The 16,395-nt window shown below is 53.1% G+C and carries 19 protein-coding genes and 1 pseudogene; 5 read left to right on the forward strand and 15 right to left on the reverse strand.

The features are described from left to right. Nucleotides 1-82 precede the first annotated feature (82 nt). The 3 genes from bcp to U8U01_RS11130 form a co-directional block, all read right to left on the reverse strand. Nucleotides 83-547, reverse strand: coding sequence for a thioredoxin-dependent thiol peroxidase (gene bcp / locus U8U01_RS11120; RefSeq protein ID WP_322174188.1), 465 nt, complete (start codon nucleotides 545-547; stop codon nucleotides 83-85). A gap of 1 nt (nucleotide 548) precedes the next feature. Next, nucleotides 549-1,295 (reverse strand): peroxide stress protein YaaA, encoded by a 747-nt coding sequence (gene yaaA, locus U8U01_RS11125; protein ID WP_322174190.1) that lies wholly within the window; start codon nucleotides 1,293-1,295, stop codon nucleotides 549-551. 111 nt (nucleotides 1,296-1,406) lie between these two features. Further along, complete coding sequence (locus tag U8U01_RS11130; RefSeq protein WP_322174191.1) at nucleotides 1,407-1,601, reverse strand: hypothetical protein; 195 nt, start codon at nucleotides 1,599-1,601, stop codon at nucleotides 1,407-1,409. A gap of 343 nt (nucleotides 1,602-1,944) precedes the next feature. Between U8U01_RS11130 and U8U01_RS11135 the strand changes: the two genes are divergently transcribed. Then, nucleotides 1,945-2,496, forward strand: a complete 552-nt coding sequence (locus U8U01_RS11135) for a helix-turn-helix domain-containing protein (RefSeq protein ID WP_322174193.1) — start codon at nucleotides 1,945-1,947, stop codon at nucleotides 2,494-2,496. Nucleotides 2,497-2,615: 119 nt separating this feature from the next. Here the strand turns inward: U8U01_RS11135 and U8U01_RS11140 are convergent, their stop codons facing one another. Continuing rightward, entirely contained in the window at nucleotides 2,616-3,650 is a 1,035-nt protein-coding gene (locus U8U01_RS11140; protein ID WP_322174195.1) for an aldo/keto reductase, read from the reverse strand. Nucleotides 3,651-4,050: 400 nt separating this feature from the next. On the opposite strand from U8U01_RS11140, the gene U8U01_RS11145 reads away from it, so the two are divergent. Continuing rightward, a complete protein-coding gene (locus tag U8U01_RS11145; RefSeq protein WP_322174196.1) occupies nucleotides 4,051-4,533 on the forward strand; it encodes a sigma-70 family RNA polymerase sigma factor in 483 nt (160 codons plus the stop codon). Continuing rightward, a complete protein-coding gene (locus tag U8U01_RS11150; protein WP_322174198.1) occupies nucleotides 4,533-5,060 on the forward strand; it encodes a hypothetical protein in 528 nt (175 codons plus the stop codon). The genes U8U01_RS11145 and U8U01_RS11150 overlap by 1 nt, the downstream gene beginning before the upstream one ends. A gap of 177 nt (nucleotides 5,061-5,237) precedes the next feature. Here U8U01_RS11150 and trmB read toward each other — a convergent pair whose 3' ends face one another. After that, nucleotides 5,238-5,897 (reverse strand): tRNA (guanosine(46)-N7)-methyltransferase TrmB, encoded by a 660-nt coding sequence (trmB, locus tag U8U01_RS11155; RefSeq protein WP_322174200.1) that lies wholly within the window; start codon nucleotides 5,895-5,897, stop codon nucleotides 5,238-5,240. A gap of 274 nt (nucleotides 5,898-6,171) precedes the next feature. Here trmB and U8U01_RS11160 point away from each other — a divergent pair, with 274 nt between their 5' ends. Beyond that, the gene (locus U8U01_RS11160) at nucleotides 6,172-7,026 is read left to right on the forward strand and encodes a patatin-like phospholipase family protein (RefSeq protein ID WP_322174201.1); all 855 of its coding nucleotides are present in this window, start codon (nucleotides 6,172-6,174) and stop codon (nucleotides 7,024-7,026) included. 17 nt (nucleotides 7,027-7,043) lie between these two features. Here U8U01_RS11160 and U8U01_RS11165 read toward each other — a convergent pair whose 3' ends face one another. Beyond that, nucleotides 7,044-7,334, reverse strand: a complete 291-nt coding sequence (locus tag U8U01_RS11165) for a YlmC/YmxH family sporulation protein (protein ID WP_322174203.1) — start codon at nucleotides 7,332-7,334, stop codon at nucleotides 7,044-7,046. Nucleotides 7,335-7,419: 85 nt separating this feature from the next. Between U8U01_RS11165 and U8U01_RS11170 the strand changes: the two genes are divergently transcribed. Then, the gene (locus U8U01_RS11170; RefSeq protein ID WP_322174205.1) at nucleotides 7,420-7,956 is read left to right on the forward strand and encodes an inorganic diphosphatase; all 537 of its coding nucleotides are present in this window, start codon (nucleotides 7,420-7,422) and stop codon (nucleotides 7,954-7,956) included. Nucleotides 7,957-8,047: 91 nt separating this feature from the next. On the opposite strand, the pseudogene U8U01_RS11175 reads toward U8U01_RS11170, so the two are convergent. The 9 genes and pseudogenes from U8U01_RS11175 to U8U01_RS11215 form a co-directional block, all read right to left on the reverse strand. Continuing rightward, nucleotides 8,048-8,539: pseudogene (locus U8U01_RS11175) on the reverse strand (sigma-70 family RNA polymerase sigma factor); the annotation flags it as partial. 46 nt (nucleotides 8,540-8,585) lie between these two features. Then, entirely contained in the window at nucleotides 8,586-10,028 is a 1,443-nt protein-coding gene (locus U8U01_RS11180) for a recombinase family protein (protein WP_322174207.1), read from the reverse strand. A gap of 65 nt (nucleotides 10,029-10,093) precedes the next feature. Next, complete coding sequence (locus U8U01_RS11185) at nucleotides 10,094-10,270, reverse strand: hypothetical protein (RefSeq protein WP_322174209.1); 177 nt, start codon at nucleotides 10,268-10,270, stop codon at nucleotides 10,094-10,096. 232 nt (nucleotides 10,271-10,502) lie between these two features. Further along, on the reverse strand, nucleotides 10,503-11,141 hold the full coding sequence (locus U8U01_RS11190; RefSeq protein ID WP_322174210.1) for an MBL fold metallo-hydrolase: 639 nt from the start codon (nucleotides 11,139-11,141) through the stop codon (nucleotides 10,503-10,505). Between the two features lie 63 nt (nucleotides 11,142-11,204). After that, nucleotides 11,205-12,071, reverse strand: coding sequence for a formyltransferase family protein (locus tag U8U01_RS11195; RefSeq protein ID WP_322174211.1), 867 nt, complete (start codon nucleotides 12,069-12,071; stop codon nucleotides 11,205-11,207). A 15-nt stretch (nucleotides 12,072-12,086) separates the two neighbouring features. Next, on the reverse strand, nucleotides 12,087-13,610 hold the full coding sequence (locus tag U8U01_RS11200) for an amino acid adenylation domain-containing protein (RefSeq protein WP_322174212.1): 1,524 nt from the start codon (nucleotides 13,608-13,610) through the stop codon (nucleotides 12,087-12,089). Nucleotides 13,611-13,748: 138 nt separating this feature from the next. After that, nucleotides 13,749-14,195: an acyl carrier protein gene (locus tag U8U01_RS11205; RefSeq protein ID WP_322174214.1), complete on the reverse strand. Its 447-nt coding sequence runs from the start codon at nucleotides 14,193-14,195 to the stop codon at nucleotides 13,749-13,751. Between the two features lie 94 nt (nucleotides 14,196-14,289). Beyond that, nucleotides 14,290-15,390, reverse strand: coding sequence for a 3-oxoacyl-ACP synthase III family protein (locus U8U01_RS11210; RefSeq protein ID WP_322174216.1), 1,101 nt, complete (start codon nucleotides 15,388-15,390; stop codon nucleotides 14,290-14,292). Between the two features lie 50 nt (nucleotides 15,391-15,440). Beyond that, nucleotides 15,441-16,394 (reverse strand): hypothetical protein, encoded by a 954-nt coding sequence (locus U8U01_RS11215; RefSeq protein WP_322174218.1) that lies wholly within the window; start codon nucleotides 16,392-16,394, stop codon nucleotides 15,441-15,443. Between the last annotated feature and the right edge of the window lies 1 nt (nucleotide 16,395).

Consider the following 16,395-nt stretch of genomic DNA (forward strand, 5'->3'; position numbering starts at 1 on the left):
AACCACCCGCTTTCCGGAATCCCCGGAGAGCGGGCGGTTCTTTAGTAGGGCTATGGGGCCAGGCGGGGCCTATAGCGGGCGCCTACTTCTCCCCGCGCAGGTATGCCAAAATCTCCGCCGCGTTGGTATCCGGTTTCACTTTGGGCATAACTTTCTCGATGACCCCGGCCTCGTCAATGACAAAGGTGGAGCGCACCACGCCCATGCTTACTTTGCCGTAATTTTTCTTCTCCTGCCACACGCCATAGGCCTGGATGGCGGCCAGCTCCGGGTCGGAGAGCAGGAGGAAGGGCAGGCCGTGTTTCCCGGCGAATTTCTGGTGGGAGGCTACGGAGTCTTTGCTAATGCCGATCACCACGGCGTTGATGCTTTGGAATGCCTCATAGGCAGCCGCAAAAGCGCAGGCCTGCCGGGTGCAGCCGGGGGTATTGTCCCGGGGGTAGAAGTACAGTACCACCTTCCGGCCCGCAAAACTGGCCAGCGAAACCAGGTTGCCGTCCTTGTCCGGCAGGGTAAATGCCGGGGCTTTTGTTCCCGCTTCTAACATATCAATGTCCTCCTTGTATAAATACATATTGGTTTGGGGTGGATAGCGAGGCGTCAAAGCGGTAATCCAAGTCCGCAAAGTTGCGGATCTCTTCCGGCCGCTCCACGTTATTTTCGGCCAGCCAGCGCACCATCTGGCCCCGGGCCATTTTGCAAAGGGTGCCCTTTTCCACCACCCTGCCATTGGCCCACTGGCCGAATACACAGGTAAAAACCATGTCCTTGGGAAGATACGGCGTGACGGCCCGGCTATACTCTTTGGAGGCCAGATCCAGCACCCAGCCCGCCCTGTCCGCCAGCGGCTCTGCCAAACGGCCGCCCCAAAAGGCGTAGAGGTTTTCCGCGCCGTCTACCGCCAGCTTGGCCTGCATCTCCAGCCGGTAGGGGGTCACGCCGTCAAAGGGCCGCAGCAGCCCGTAGAACCCGGAGAGGATCCGCAGGTGTTCTTGCAGGTAGCCCAACTGGCCGGCCTCCATAACCCCCGGCGCCATATAGCGGTACTGGATGCCCTCATAGGACAGGACCGCCGGGGTCAGGCCCCGCCGCAGGTCCATGGCCTGTAACCGCTCCACATTTTGCCGGGCAATACTGTCGTTGCACTTCCAAAGGGCTTGCAGTTTCTGGGGCGGCATGGCCCGCAGCGCTGCCAGCAACCGTTCCGTTTGGGGAAGGAAAGCGGGCAGGCCCCTTATGGGGAGGCTGTCCGTATCAACGCGCATTTTCTTTGCCGGGGAGAGGATGATCCGCATGGCACACCGCCTTTCATTTTTTGGCCCCTACCATTATTTTTCCATACAGGGCCGTTATACCGGATAGCCTGCCGGCGCTACCCGGTCCCCTGCCGTGGGCACGGGGCAAATTCACTTTTTCAGTTCCAAGTAAACGCGGTACACGGCCAGGGCGGCGTTTGCAAGAAAGCCGCAGATGCCGAAAGCGCCGAAAACGTAGAGCAGGGCCATATGGTTCAGGTTGTCCATATAGACCTCCCAGCCCAGGCCCAGCACACATAGCAACACCAGGCACATACAAGCGATTTGCAGCCATTTGATTTTCATGATAGCAGCCCCCTTTGCTTGTAAGTATAGCATACCCTGCCGGAATATTCAACCGCCGGGGGAGGCGGGGCGGGGGGAATCGCCCGGCAGGTTATTGCGCCGGGGGCGGTTATGGGGTAAAATAAGCAACACCGCACAAAGATTGTGCACAAGTTGCACAGTCAATTTTTTCGTCAAAGTGTACAGATTGAGGGCATCCAATCTATCGATTGGCAAGCGAAAGCTGTGCGCTATGACGGAAAAAGTGCAAGCAAATCGTGTGCAAAGGCCGTAGGCCGGTCTTTGTGCGGTGTTGCCTATACTCTTTTTTGTAAGGCGCACCAACACACAAGGGGGCACGCACATGGAACTGATACCCATGAAGGCGGGCAGGCACATCTGCCGCCTGCGCAAACAGTTGGGGCTGACCCAGAACCAACTGGGGGAAAAGCTGCACGTATCCTTTCAGGCGGTAAGCAAATGGGAACGGGGGGAAACCCTGCCGGACATCACCCTGCTGCCGGAACTGGCCAGCGTGCTGGGAACCACTGTGGACCAAATATTGGCAGGAGGCGAACGCAAAATGGAACCCAAACAGGCCGGGGCTTATACCCGCACCATTACGGTGGCCCAAATGCGCGAGGGCATTGCGTGTATAGAGCGCATGGGCCAACTGCTGGGCAAGGACAGTTTTTTCTATATAGGGGCTGTGGGCGGTATGGATTTGAAGATGAACATTACCTTTGAAGAGTACATGGCCGACCCCTATACCAAAGAGGCTATGGTGGCCGAGGCTGCCATGCAGGCCGTGATGGGCGGGGCTTACATCTCCCCTGACGACATCCGCGCCGGGTTCCGGTACCCCCATTGGGTGGAAAATATGCTGGAATTTGTGCGCAAATACGGCATTGCGTAAAGCGTGGCCAAACAAAGGCAGAGGTGCGCCCCTAGGGGCCCTCTGCCTTTTTGTATGGATAACGCCACTATTATGTAAGTCTGTTGCCCCGGTAGGGGGCGCGGCCCCGGCAGCGGCCGCTACACCTTCACCGTGCCGGCCAGGATGTTTTTGTAGTCCGCCAGGTTCTGCCGGAGCAGGGCGGGGGTGTCCAACTCATAGGGGCAGTGGTTTTTGCAGTGGCCGCAATTCACGCAGTTCTCAATGTTCAGCATCATTTGCTGGGCATCGGGGGTCAGCCAGTTGGCCGAGGGGCTACGGCGGATCAACTGGCTCATCCGGGCACACTGAGGGATATTGATGTTGGCCGGACAGGGCAGGCAATACCCACAGGAGCGGCAGAAGTTGCCGGTAAGCTCGGCCCGGTCCTTCTCAATGGCCGCCTGGATGGCAGGGTCGTCCAGGCTGGGTGGGTTGGCCGCGGCCATAAAGCCCAGGAACTCGTCCAGCTCTTCCTCCCGCTGTACGCCCCAGATGGGCAGGGTATTGTCAAAAGCCCCCTGCCAGGCAAAGGCAGCGGCCGCGTTGGTGATCAGGCCGCCGGAAAGCCCTTTCATGGAGATAAAGCCTACGTTTTGCGCTTTGCACAGTTCCACCAGGGCCCGTTCCTTTTCCGTGGCCAGGTAGCAGAAGGGGAACTGCAACGTTTCGTACAGGCCGGAGCGCACGGCCTCTTCGGCCACCTTCAGCCGGTGGTTGGTAATGCCGATATGCCGGATCTTCCCCTGGGCCTTGGCCTCTTCCATTGCCTCGTACAGGCCGGTGCCGTCCCCGGGCTTTGGGCAAAAGGCCGGGTTGTGGAACTGGTACACGTCGATGTAACCGGTTTGCAAAAGGCGCAGGCTGGTTTCCAGGTCCTTCCAAAAGCCCTCCACGGTGGTTGAAGGGGTTTTGGTGGCAATAAATATCTTCTCCCGCACATCGGCCAGGGCCAGGCCCATTTTCTCCTCACTGTCGCTGTAGGAGCGGGCGGTGTCAAAGAAATTTACGCCGGCCTCGTAGGCTTTACGCAGCAGTTTGCCGGCGTATTCCGCGCTTACCCGCTGGATGGGTAACGCCCCAAAAGCGGTTTTGTTGGCCACAATACCTGTGCGGCCCAGTGTTACGGTTTTCATTCTGATTCCTCCTTCTGGAAATTGGATCTATTTTACCTTTTTCGCTTTTTCCTGTTTTGCGTCTAAAAAATCCCTCACGTAAAAGACAATATACCGTGAAAGGGCAGGGCCCCACGCATGGGCGCCTACCAGGCTGGTATACTACCCCAGGGGGTAAGCCCGGCGGCGAACACCGTGCCGGACAGAGAGCCGTCCCCAAAGGAAAAATAACCCGCTAACAGCACCAGCATCCCGGCAATCCACACGATACCGCCCCCTGACGTTTTTTAATGATACCACATGAACCCTATTCCAAGTCAAGGGATTAAAGAATATTTTTTGAAAAAATGAGATATTTCCCCCCGCAAAGGGGTATTATGGGTGAAAAGCTTTTCAGGCCACGGCAGAAGGGAGGGGCGCTATGACAGCAGAAGAATTTGCCGGGTATGCCGAAGGGTACGGCGACACGGTCTACCGGGTGGCGTTCAACTGCTGCAAAAACGCCGCCGACGCCGAGGACATCATGCAGACCGTGCTGCTAAAACTCTACCGGGAAAAGACGGCCTTTGCGGGCAGGGAGCACGTGAAACACTGGCTCATCCGGGTCACGGTGAACGAGAGCCGCAAGCTTACCCGCTCGGCCTGGTTCCGCAAACGGGCGCCCCTGGAGGAATATGCCGGCACGGTAGATTTTCAGGCCCCGGAGGAAAGCCGGTTGTTTTTGGCGGTGATGTCCCTGCCCAAAAAGTACCGGGTGCCGCTATACCTTTACTATTACGAGGGCTACCCGGTCAAAGAGGTGGCCGCCCTGTGCGGGCTGAACCCTTCCACCGTACAGACCCGGCTGCAACGGGCCAGGGAGAAACTGAAACAGATGTTGACAACGCAAGAGGAGGACTCATAATGGAATTTTACCCCGATCTCTACAAACGTGCTTTTTCCAGGCTGACTGCCTCCCCGGAAAAAATGCAGGAGGTGTTTCGCATGACGGAAAACAAACGGAAACCTAAACTGGCCAAAAGAGCGCTGGTAGCGGCTGCGATCGCCGTGATGGTGGTGGCCACCGCCATAGGCGCCAACGCCGCCTCGGGCGGGAAGATATTCAGCCGGGTGACCGGCTTGATAGAATACGCCCAAACAGGCTCTGTTACGGGCAGCCAAAAATGCCTGATCCGCATGGAGAACGACTATGGGGAAGAGATAGAATTCCTGGCGGAAAAGGTGGAGTACTACCCGGAACGGGGCGTACTGCGGGCTTATTTTTCCCCGGTAAATGGCGGGCCCGAATGGCTGGAACTGGACGTGGACAGGGAATTCCGGCAGTATGACAGTTTCCAGGAAATGCAGGCAAAGGCCGGCACCATCACCGGCACCGCCGGGGAAAACGGTGGCCACTGGAGCCTGGAACAGGCCCCGGCCAAAGGCAAATAGGACACGGTTTCCGGTGCGCGTACAGGGGATTGCGTGCAGCCAGCAGGCCATAACATTCGGAAAGGCCGGGTATACCTCTTGGGGGTATGCCCGGCCTGCTTTGTCCTGTGTTGGCTTTATGGCTTTCGTATTGTGCATCCGCCCCCAGAATACCCGCGGGAATGGCGCCCACGGCGGCTAGACCTCTGCCTGGGCTACCCGGGCCCGTAGCGCTTTTGTTTTTATCCCCTGGGCGGTAAACATCTGCTCGTGCTCGGTGATTACATTCTCCGGATCTTGTAGGGCGTGTAGGTCGGTGGTATCAAAGAACACTTCAAACCCGGCCTCCGCCAAATAGCGCCGGGTACCCAGATACAGGCTGTCGTTATCGGTTTTAAACCATACCTCCCCGCCGGGGGCCAGCAGGGGCTTATAGCTTAGTAGCTGGCGGGTATGGGTCAGCCGGCGCTTATGGCAGCCGGCAGCGGGCCAAGGGTTACAGAAGTTAATATACAGCCTGTCCACCTCACCCGGCGCAAACAGTTCGGACAGGCGCTCAATATTATAGTAGCACAGCAGCACATTGTCCGGCTGGACATCGCCAAAGGCCGCCTGTATGTTCCGTCGGCCTACCCCTAAAATATCGTAGCTGATGTCAATGCCCACAAAGTTCACGTCCCGCCGGCGCTCCGCTATCTCCGCCAGAAACACGCATTTCCCGCAGCCCAGATCCAGATGCAGGGGCCGCCTGGCCCCAAAGGATTCCTGCCAGCGCCCCTTTTGGGCCTCTGGGTTGTCTATGTAGTAGCCGCAGGCGGCCAGTTCCGGCCGGGCCCAGGCTTTTTTCCTTATACGCATACCATTTGCCTCCCCAAATCGTGTTCCCCTGCCCGCAGGGGCATATGCTGCTATTATACCTGCCCCTGCCAACAAAATCAACCCGGAAAGGCTTGAAAGTTTCTGCCGGTTGATGTAAAATAGGGCTAGAGTCCGTTTTAAGACAGACTCTAAGGCGGCATCTACCACCCACGGCCAGCGCAATCTTACACGCTGGGGGCCGGCCGCGCCATAGGGCGCTTAGGGCCGCACCGTGCTGCCTGAACCTCAAAATGACCGAAAGGACAGTGATAGTTTGAACCGTAAAGCTTTGGCTTTAGAGGGCGGCTCTTTGCGCTGCCTGTTCACTGCCGGCGTTACCGATGTGATGATGGAGGCTGGCCTGGGCTGGCAGGGGGTGTTCGGGGTTTCTGCCGGGGCACTGGCTGGGGTCAACATTGTGTCCGGGCAAAAGGGCCGTACCGCGGAGATCAACCTCAGTTGTGTGAACGACCCCCGCTATATGGGCCTGCGCAGCCTGCTGCTGCACCGCAGCATTTTTAATTTTGATTTCCTCTTTGGAGAAGTCAGCGATACCCTGTTTCCCCTGGACCGCCCGGCTTTTGAAAATTCCCCCTGCCAGTATACGGCGGTGGCCACCAGTTGCCGCACGGGCCAGGCCATGTACTATGAAAAAAGCCAGGTGGGGGACCTGTACGCGGCCATACGGGCCAGCGCCAGCTTGCCGCTGCTCTCCCCCATTGTTCCTGTGGACGGCGAGCCCTGCCTGGATGGGGGGCTCTCGGTGTCTATCCCCTACCGCCGCCCTCTGGAAGAGGGCTATGACAGGGTGGTTGTCGTTACGACCAGGGAACACGGCTACCGGAAAGAGCCGGTTTCCCGCACCGCAGCCAGGATGTATGCCCGTGTCTACCGCAGATACCCCCGTCTGGTGCAGGCCATCCTGCATATCCCCCGCCACTATAATGCCGAGCTGGATGAGCTGGACCGCCTGGAGGCCCAGGGCAAGCTTTTTGTCATCCGCCCGCCAGAGCCTGTTACCGTCAGCCGCACCGAGCGGGACGTGGCAAAGCTACAAGCCCTCTACGACCAGGGAAAGGACACCTGCCGCCAGCTTTTGCCCTCGTTACAGGCCTTCCTGGGGGAGTAGGGTGTTGCCTTTGGAGCTCAGCCCAACAGTTTTTCCCACAGCCTTGCCAGCAGGCCGGGTTCCCGCTGGGGGGCGGTGCATCTTACCAGTACAATGTCCCCGCCGATCATTTCGATATCCCGCCAGGGGATCACCACATCCTCCTGGTGGCCCCACAGCCCAAAGAACCTTGCCCGGCCGTAAATGACCAGCGCGGTGACTGCGGCTGTGTGGGTGTCTATTTCCACATCGCACACAAAGCCCAGCCGCCCGCCGTCCTTCACGCTGATGACCTCTTTGCGGCGCAGATCGGCCATTCTGCTGCTCATAAATATCCCCCCTGCGGTTTTTGCCATATATATGCCCGCGGGGGTGAATATATACCAAAATTCAAATAAGAAAGAAGGCAGAACCATGAACATCTGGCATGACATCTCCCCCAAGCGCATTAAAAGCGACGACTTCTATGCTGTCATTGAGATTACCAAAGGCAGCAAGTCTAAGTATGAGATGGACAAGGAAACCGGCCTTTTAAAGCTGGACCGGGTGCTGTACACCTCTACCCATTACCCGGCCAACTATGGGTTTATCCCCCGCACCTATGCCAATGACGGCGACCCCCTGGACGTGCTGGTACTCTGCTCGGAGAACATTATCCCCATGTCCTTGGTGCGCTGCTATCCCATTGGGGTGATCATCATGGACGACGGCGGCGCCGAGGATGAAAAGATCATCGCCATCCCCTTCGACGACCCCACCTACAACAGCTATAAAAGCATCTCCCAGCTACCGCCCCATATTTTTGAGGAGATGCGCCACTTCTTTAAGGTCTACAAACAACTGGAAAGCGACAAGTTTACCGAGATCAGTGAGGCCAGGGGCCCGGAGGACGCCAAGGCGGTGATTGACGCCTGCCTGGACAGGTACTTAAACGATTTTTGCAAGGCATAAAAGGCATAATATAGACAGGAAGGGCAGGCCCCACGCCGGGCTTGCCCTTCCTGTTTATTTTCTTTTTTATAGATTAGCCGGGCCCAGTGGCTTACGCCCTTATCTCCGCCTTGATCTTCCCCAGCGCGCCTTTTTCCAGCCGGGAAACCTGGGCCTGGGAGATACCCACCTGGCCGGCTACTTCCATCTGGGTGCAGCCATCCAGAAAGCGCATGGAGAGGATGCGTTTTTCCCTGTCGCTGAGATTGTGGATGGCCTGCTTGATGGCCAACTCCTCCAGCCAGTCCTGGTCGTCCCCGTCCCCCACCTGGTCCATGATATATACCGGGTCGCCCCCGTCGGAGAAGGTGGGCTCGTACAGGGACACCGGCTCCACAATGGCCTCCAAAGCCACCACAATGTCCTCCCGTTTCATCTCCAGTTCCCCGGCAATCTCCTCTACCGTAGGCTCCCGGCCGTTTTTGGCGGTCAGGCGCTCTTTACACTGGATGGCCTTATAGGCTGTGTCCCGCATGGACCGGCTTACCCGCACGGAGTTGTTGTCCCGCAAAAACCGCCGTACTTCACCGATGATCATGGGCATGGGCGTATCTTGGGGAAAAACTATATTTTGCGGTAAATGGCCGGTTCTACGCAACATATTCTGTTTCCCCGCCCTTCCCTTTCTCTTTCAAGAAGGTGTAGAAGATCTCCACCCTGTTTTTGTGGATGATGATACGGTCGATGCAGTCCCGCAGTATGGCCTGGCGCTCCTGGGCGCTTAGCATCTCCCAAGCCGACCGGATGCTGACCACCTGTTCCCGGATCAGGCCAATATGCCTGGCGCGGGCATGGGTTTCCTCTTCCATAATCCGTTGTTCCCGGAGCAGGGCTAGCTGGCGCTTGTTCTCCTCAATGGTGTCCAGCAGCATTTCGTTGCCGTCTACGGCGTAGAGGTTATATAGGCGCTTGACTTTGGCCTCTGTCTGGGCGATCTGGCTTTCCAGCTCCTGGAGGGGGTCAGCCGGCGGGGCACAGCCCTCTTTTTCCGGCTGCTCCAGGTTGGCGGAGATGTTGAATAGGTCCTGTATCACCAGGCCCTCGATCTGGTCTGCCCAGCAGGGCTCCGAACTACAGGCGTCCGCGCGTTTCATATGCGGCTTGGACTTGTCTTTGGAGTAGCAGTACAGCTTGCAACCGCCCTTGCCCCACTTTACATACCGCATCCGCGCGCCGCACACGCCGCAATATACCAGCCCGGCCAGCAGGTGGGTGCCTTTGGTTGGCACCCGGCTCTTTTCAGCGCGCTCCCGCATTTTGATCTGGGTCAGGTTGTATATCTCCGCAGAAATAATCGGTTCGTGCAGGCCTGGGTACTCCTCACCCTTATAGCAGATCACCCCGGTATTGCTTTTACGGGCTAGAATCTGGGTAACGATCCGGTCATAGCGCAGGCCCAGCATATGGGCGATTTTCTGGGCGGAATATCCTCTCAGGTACAGGTCATACATCTTACGCACCTGTTCAGCCTGTTGCTCATTGGGCACCAGGATCCCCCTGTTTCGGTCATAGTCATACCCGTAGGGGACACCACCGCCGCCCATCCAGTAGCCCTGCTTGACCCGCTCCAGCATACCCATACGGGTACGCTGGTAGATGTTTTCCCGCTCCAACTGGGCGAAAGCGGACAGGATCCCGATCATGGCCCGGCCGTAGGGCGTGCCGGTGTCAATATTCTCGTTGAGAGATACGAACGCTACGTTATGGGGGATAAAGACGTCCTCGATCAGGTATAGGGTATCCTTTTGGCTACGGGAAAGCCTGTCCAGCTTGTAGACCACCACGGCGCTGACTTTCCCGCTCTGCACGTCCCCAATCAGCCGCTGCATCTGCGGCCGGTTTAAATTGCTCCCGGAAAAACCGGGATCGATATACAGTTGATAGTTTTCCCACCCCAGGGCCCGGCAATAGGCTTCCAGCCGCTCTTGCTGGGCCCCGATGGAAAAGCCCTCCTCCGCCTGCGCCTCCGTTGAAACACGGATGTACAGCACACGGAATCGGGTTTCTAACGCTTGATTTGGCTTGTTTGCCACGTTTGCTCCTTTCCGAAAATGCCCTCTGCAAGGCAACTCCAGTATACCATTTGCCGGGGGGAAAATCAATGGAGGGATTTCCCAAGGGGATGGTTTTCCCGTTTGGTTTTTGATGTGTCTATGAGCCGGTGCTGTAGGCCCTTCAGCACCATGACCACGCCGGGGTTGTCCACCTTCATGGCGGGCAGCTTTTCCCCTTGATAGGGCTCGTTGTTGATATAACGTATAACGGCCATGTCCATGGTATCACCTCAACAACCAGTATGGCCTGTTTCTTGCTGTATAATCGGCCCACGCCCCGGCCTTTTTCCAAGGCTCCGCTATGAGGGGACGCAAAAAGCCGCCCCATCCTTATGGGCGGCTTGCCTTTATGATCACTTTACAAGTCTACTTTCCCCTTTGCTGGGAACTATCCTCTCCCGGACTTTCGCCTGCCTGAAAAAACGGGAACTTCCCAACCGGCAGGCCTCTCGGTTATATTCCGCCCAAGGTGTTGCTTTGGATGGGCCCGGGTTCCCCGTGGCCTGGGAAAATGAAACTATCCGGCCCTATCCTTTGCAGGTAAGGCCTTGTGGCCGTTTCATATTGGCGCCTGTTCCCGCCGGGTAAGCGGGTGATTACCTGGCCGCCGGGGATCAGGTAATCGCCGGTAAAATAATACTTCCCGCCCACACGGATGATCTGGCTGCCCGGTGAGTGACCGGGGGCTTCTGTCAGTTCGATTTCTAGGCCTTTCCATACAAACACCTGTTTCCCGGCATAGGAAACATCTGCCTGGCAGGTATAGTTGGGGTCCGTTATTTCCCGGGCCCGTTTCTGCGTCTGCGCATCCCGGTTAAAAAAGAGGGCCTCAAAATATGCCGCAGAGTTTTTCTTGGGATCTTGGATACGTTCCCCACAGGTTTCTGAGCACATCACTTTACACTTTGCCAGGCCCCTTAGCCAGTTTACACCAGAGATATGGTCATAGTGCTCGTGGGTCAAAAGGATCAGGCAATCTGTTATCCGGCATTCCTTCATCCGCTGTTCCAGTTCCCTGGATATGCAGGGATCGACCACCAAAGCGCTTTCCCCTGTGGGCAGGAAATACATATTAGAATCGATAACCGGCATTGGGAACCTGTATATAGGGTGTTGCTCCAAATAATATGTCAAACTCAAATCCATCATCCTTTTTTATGCTTTGTGAAAGCCCAACAGTTTAATGGAAAGGCCGCCGCCTGTAAATACCGCCTCCCCATCCCCGAAAGAGAATCGCGTATTTCCGCCTGGATCGCCGGATCTCTCGATCACATAGCTTTCCCATGTGAAGGGTGTACCCTGGTATTGCAGGGAGGGCTTGCCCAGTATAGTGAATTTACCGTAATCCATCGCACGCAGGAATGCCGAGATTTTTTTAGTATCCCAAGATAGTTCCAACAGGCCGTCATTGGGTTTCTCCCAGGAAAAATGGAACTTGACATCGGCCCGGGCCGCTTGCCTGTGTCCCTTTAGCGTATGTTTCTCAAAAATATCCGTTAGGATCGTTTCAAACATTTTATGCGCTGTTCTTGCCTGCTGCGACAACAATTGGATTGCCGTCATCCTGTCATGCAGGGGAACCTTTTCCTGTAGGATAATATCCCCCGCATCCACTTTGTTCTCTACAAAATGCCATGTAACCCCCGCGGTGTTATCCTGCGAAAAAATTGTCCATGCTTCGGCATTTCTGCCTGGGTGGATCGGGAGGAGGGCATTATGGTAATTGATGATGGGGAACCGGCTTATCAGGGGATCTTTAAAAAGATATATATTGCTAATGCTAAAAATTATTTTTGGATTGGCCTCTAATACCCTTTTTTCAACATTGGCATCCACCTCTGCATACTCCGCATGATCGATCTTGCGGATCTGCTTTTCTAATGCTGAAATACCACTTATCTTTTTTTCAAAGACAAATATCTTGCAGCCGGAAAATCCCCTTATCGATTGTATGCATTTCCTAACCAAAGAACCTGAACCAAATATAGCAATGCTGTCAGAATTATTTAAGTATAATTCCATGACATATCCTCTTATCTATAAATTTCTGCTTAGTTTTAGCCTGTCTATTTTACCGTTTGTATTCCTCGGCAATTCTTCCATAAAAACGAACTTCCCCGGTATCATATATTTAGGCAGGGCTGCCCCAATCTCTTTCCGCAAGGCTGCGTTTTCCAACTGTGCCGCGGCTTCGTAGAAAAAGACTATCTCCTGTTTTTCACGGTTATAGACTGCGCAGCCATTTTTTACCAACTGTAGCGTGTTGATGATTATATGCTCTATTTCGCCTAATTCGATACGCTTACCATGATGCTTAATCAGCGTATCATTTCTCCCTTTAAAAATGATCTCCCCCAAATCATTCACATATACGATGTCACCTGTACGGTAAATCAGTTCTGGATAAGCCTGGTTCAACGGATTTTGTACAAATGCCGCTTTCGTCTTTTCCGGGTTATTATAATATCCCATTGCTAAGGAAGATCCGCGCACACATAACTCACCTTCTTCACCGGCAGCAGCAGGACGGTTCTCTTTATTTAAAATCAGAACGTCCGTATTCCGGCATGGGTAACCAATCGGAATAGGCTCATCCTCTCGCAGTTCCCGGTCAACAATGTAGTAGGTACAGTCCACCGTGATCTCAGTTGGCCCATACAAATTGACAAAAGTAGCCTGGGGTAGGTGGCTGCGCCAGTAATTAAACTGCTTGGTGGGGAAAACTTCGCCGGCAAACCACACCATGCTGACATTAGGTAACGGGATACGGGAGAGGATGTTCATATTGGCGATATTCACCATCAAAGTTGGTACCCAGAAAAGGTAAGTTGCCTTATATTCATTTAATAGTTCCAGCAGTTTGACCGGGAAAATCGTATAACTCTCCGGCACTAGAAGCAGTGTGCAACTATGCATAAGCATAAGGCAGAATTCGTAGCTAAAATGGTCAAATACAATGGGGGCAATACTACCCAATATCTCTTCCGCCCGTAGGTGCAGGGTTTCTATCGCCCATGTAGTATAATCTATAAAACTGCGGTGGTTTAGTACCACGCTCTTAGGCGTCCCGGTAGAACCGGAGGTGTTGATCAGGCATAGCGGGTCGGTATCGATAATCTTTTCCTGCACACTTAGCAAAAGGTTGGTGTCACCGCCTGTTTCATCTGGGAAATCCACATCCAGGAAAACAGTTTTTTCGGCAGGCCAAACTGCAGCAAGTTGCTTACTATGCGCCTGATCTGTTATAACACATAGAGGCTGCACCAACTCCAGGATATTACTGATACGCTGCGCGGGTGTTTTTATATCCAGGTTCATATACGCATTGCCAGAATAGATGATGGCCAAGTCTGCGGTGATGCTTTCAATGCTTTTGGGTAGGAAAACTGCGATAGGCTTACAGAACTGCTGCTTTAGATAGCGGCACAAATAAGCAGCAACTTCTTTCGCCCTGCTTTCCAGCCCGGCAAAGGTAAGCCTCCTGTTCCCATCCAGTACTGCCACTTTTTGGGGGGAATTTTTTACAGTTTCCTCAAAGTATTCCAAAAGAGATTTGATCATAAATATTCCACCATCCTTTTCGCAGTTTTCACAAAAGAGTTACCACTCTGTTTTCCACGTAGAATAACCAGGAGATCAAAGCTTAAAACTCCAGCTTTGCCGTCAATCCATGAATTCCACCCGTGAGTTTCTAAAGCATTACTCCATATAAGCCAATATATCACCCACTGTATTTAATGCCTTTATTTCTGCCCCGGTAATCGTCTTATTGAAACGTTCATCCAGCATGACAATCAGGGTGAGTGCCGAAATGGAGTCCCATTCATCCAAGTCATCCAGTACCGTTTCGGCCGTAAGCACCCCTTCCTCCACGTCGAGGGTTTCTTCGATAAGCGCCATCTTTTCATTCAGTTCCATTGTAATTCCATCCTCCATATAAGCCAATATATCGTCCACTGTGTTTAATGCCTTTATTTCCGCCCCGGTAATCGTCTTATTGAAACGTTCATCCAACATGACAATCAGGGTGAGTGCCGAAATAGAGTCCCATTCATCCAAGTCAGCCAGTACCGTTTCGGCCGTAAGCACCCCTTCCTCCACATCGAGGGTTTCTTCAATAAGCGCCATCTTTTCATTTAGTTCCATTGTAATTTCATCCTTTCAAAAATGCAATTTAATACTGGCACCGAGCATGGGCACATACTATTCTCCGCCCCACCCTGAATACCATACGAAGGCATCAGTTGAATTTGTTATAGGTCACACCGTCGTCAAACCTCTCGCTGACCTTTATTATGGGAAAACAGCTACTCGGATTCACTGTAACAGCCACGATCCCTAAGGAAAGGCCGATTCCAAACCCACAAGTTAATATTTGGCTGGATATTTTTGCCGATGGATGTTTTGTATAGTGCTCGCAAATTGCTAATGGCACGGAACCGCAGCCTGTGTTCCCATAGTCTACTATAGGCAGAGGGATTTTTTCCTGTGGGAATTTAATTTTCCGCGCAAGGTTATTGATAATCAAGCGATTTGCCTGGTGACAGGCAAGTATTTCATAATCGTCATAGCTGACATTAAAGTGTTCACAGAAATCCTGAACCAGTTGAACAACCTCTCTCAAGGAGAATCGCATGACCTCCAGGCCGTCCATATAGAGCCTGCCGTTCAGTTCAGCGGCCCTCTGTAGTCCCAGTTCCTCCGCCATCATCCAGAATGGATGCCTTTGCCCACCATAAGGCTGGATTAATACCTCTCGTTGGCTGCCTATAGAGCGCAAAAGGCCATAGGTATCCCCCTCGCCCTCACATCCTTCTAAAAGGGTGGCTGAGCCGCTATTCCCATAAAGCATGGGGATTTCTGATGGCACATATGTATTCGGCAGTTGATCTCCAGCAGATCCTGCCAGTAACAGCACCGACCGGCATCCTGTACTCAAATGCATGGCTGCCAGATATAGTCCATATACGTAAGCCGAACACCCTAGTGGGACATCATAGCAGGCGCACTCCTGGGAAAGGCCCAACCGGTCTTGAAGGACGCAGGCTGTGACAGGCGCCGCATAGTCTGGACTTGAAGATGCATAAATGAGCGCATCGACCTTGCCCCTATCATAATCTGTTTCTTTCAATATTTTCTCAGCTGACGCACAACACAAGTCAGAAGCTGTCACGCCGTTTCGATGCGATGCATATCTTCTTTTAACCCCTGTAGATTTGATAAACTTGTCTACGTAAGTTTTATCAAAAAGTTTTGCATACTCCTCCGTGTATTCCACATCATCCGGAACCGCACAGGCAACAGCTTTAATTTTAATGTTTTGACATTTGAAAAAAGGCATATCTCACACTCATTTCATTTTCAAATACTCATATCCTTGGCATTGTAATCTTAGCACACATATCCTGGGATGATAAACTGGTCAAAGGCCCGACCTGTCCACTTGATTCCAAACATATCATGTACACGTATCGACTCGGTATTTCTCGTGGCTATCCAGCCATAGCCTTGCGGCCTTGAAGGGGAAATCATCTTTCCTTCATCATTGTAGCTATCTTTCAAAGCATCAATAAAAAGCGCCGTAACATATATATTCGATGCAAATCCTGACTTCGCGGCTACAGCGCCTCCACTTATGCTATTGTTCAGCCAAATAGCTAATACTTCACCTTTTTTATCGACTAAAACTCTAACTAGGCCCCTATCCCTTTGCTGCTTTCTTTCTTCTAACGTATAGAATGACTGGCTATAAAGGTCTATTCTCTCCCGATATATTCTTTCAAATTGCAAAAGCTGCTCATCGTCAGGGGCGCATATATATGTCCCTTCTTTTTCCATTACTTTCTGTATGGTACGATGATATGTATCATATTGCGCTTTTGACATTTTATTACAGAATTCACAAGCCCGATAGGTTTCATAGAAATGCGAAAAAACAGCCTGCGATAAAAGCTGCCTGAACTTTTCCTGCTGGTTTGTCATCCTCCCTTCGGCATAGACAAGTTCTATCAAAATAGATCTCTCAAGCTTGTGTATTTGCAGCCTTCTCTCCAAGTCAATATGCAAATGTAACCGCCAGTATGCCCGCTGATCTTCCACAAAGCCCGCTCCACTTTCTAGGGACATCAGATATAGGAGGTTCAGACCTATTAGCCTTTCAACTTCATCACGCAGCATATAAGAGTTTGTAAACAGCCTATGTGTTGCGTTTTGCTTAGCCTTCTGTATGGCGGAACTATATTCACTAAAATTTCTGACAGGCTTTATAACACCTCTGTCAACAAGTACATCTATACGCCTTTTACGCACTTGTCTTTCCAGGATTTCCAGTTCAGTTTTACACATA

This window comes from Acutalibacter caecimuris (assembly GCF_034335085.1).
GTDB lineage: Bacteria > Bacillota > Clostridia > Oscillospirales > Acutalibacteraceae > Acutalibacter > Acutalibacter caecimuris.

Bases quoted from the DNA above. Each gene is read 5' to 3' on its own strand.
- bcp (WP_322174188.1), bottom strand. From the start codon at position 547: ATGTTAGAAGCGGGAACAAAAGCCCCGGCATTTACCCTGCCGGACAAG.
- yaaA (WP_322174190.1), bottom strand. From the start codon at position 1,295: ATGCGGATCATCCTCTCCCCGGCAAAGAAAATGCGCGTTGATACGGAC.
- U8U01_RS11130 (WP_322174191.1), bottom strand. From the start codon at position 1,601: ATGAAAATCAAATGGCTGCAAATCGCTTGTATGTGCCTGGTGTTGCTA.
- U8U01_RS11135 (WP_322174193.1), top strand. From the start codon at position 1,945: ATGGAACTGATACCCATGAAGGCGGGCAGGCACATCTGCCGCCTGCGC.
- U8U01_RS11140 (WP_322174195.1), bottom strand. From the start codon at position 3,650: ATGAAAACCGTAACACTGGGCCGCACAGGTATTGTGGCCAACAAAACC.
- U8U01_RS11145 (WP_322174196.1), top strand. From the start codon at position 4,051: ATGACAGCAGAAGAATTTGCCGGGTATGCCGAAGGGTACGGCGACACG.
- U8U01_RS11150 (WP_322174198.1), top strand. From the start codon at position 4,533: ATGGAATTTTACCCCGATCTCTACAAACGTGCTTTTTCCAGGCTGACT.
- trmB (WP_322174200.1), bottom strand. From the start codon at position 5,897: ATGCGTATAAGGAAAAAAGCCTGGGCCCGGCCGGAACTGGCCGCCTGC.
- U8U01_RS11165 (WP_322174203.1), bottom strand. From the start codon at position 7,334: ATGAGCAGCAGAATGGCCGATCTGCGCCGCAAAGAGGTCATCAGCGTG.
- U8U01_RS11170 (WP_322174205.1), top strand. From the start codon at position 7,420: ATGAACATCTGGCATGACATCTCCCCCAAGCGCATTAAAAGCGACGAC.
- U8U01_RS11185 (WP_322174209.1), bottom strand. From the start codon at position 10,270: ATGGACATGGCCGTTATACGTTATATCAACAACGAGCCCTATCAAGGG.
- U8U01_RS11190 (WP_322174210.1), bottom strand. From the start codon at position 11,141: ATGCCGGTTATCGATTCTAATATGTATTTCCTGCCCACAGGGGAAAGC.
- U8U01_RS11195 (WP_322174211.1), bottom strand. From the start codon at position 12,071: ATGGAATTATACTTAAATAATTCTGACAGCATTGCTATATTTGGTTCA.
- U8U01_RS11200 (WP_322174212.1), bottom strand. From the start codon at position 13,610: ATGATCAAATCTCTTTTGGAATACTTTGAGGAAACTGTAAAAAATTCC.
- U8U01_RS11205 (WP_322174214.1), bottom strand. From the start codon at position 14,195: ATGGAACTAAATGAAAAGATGGCGCTTATTGAAGAAACCCTCGATGTG.
- U8U01_RS11210 (WP_322174216.1), bottom strand. From the start codon at position 15,390: ATGCCTTTTTTCAAATGTCAAAACATTAAAATTAAAGCTGTTGCCTGT.
- U8U01_RS11215 (WP_322174218.1), bottom strand. From the start codon at position 16,394: ATGTGTAAAACTGAACTGGAAATCCTGGAAAGACAAGTGCGTAAAAGG.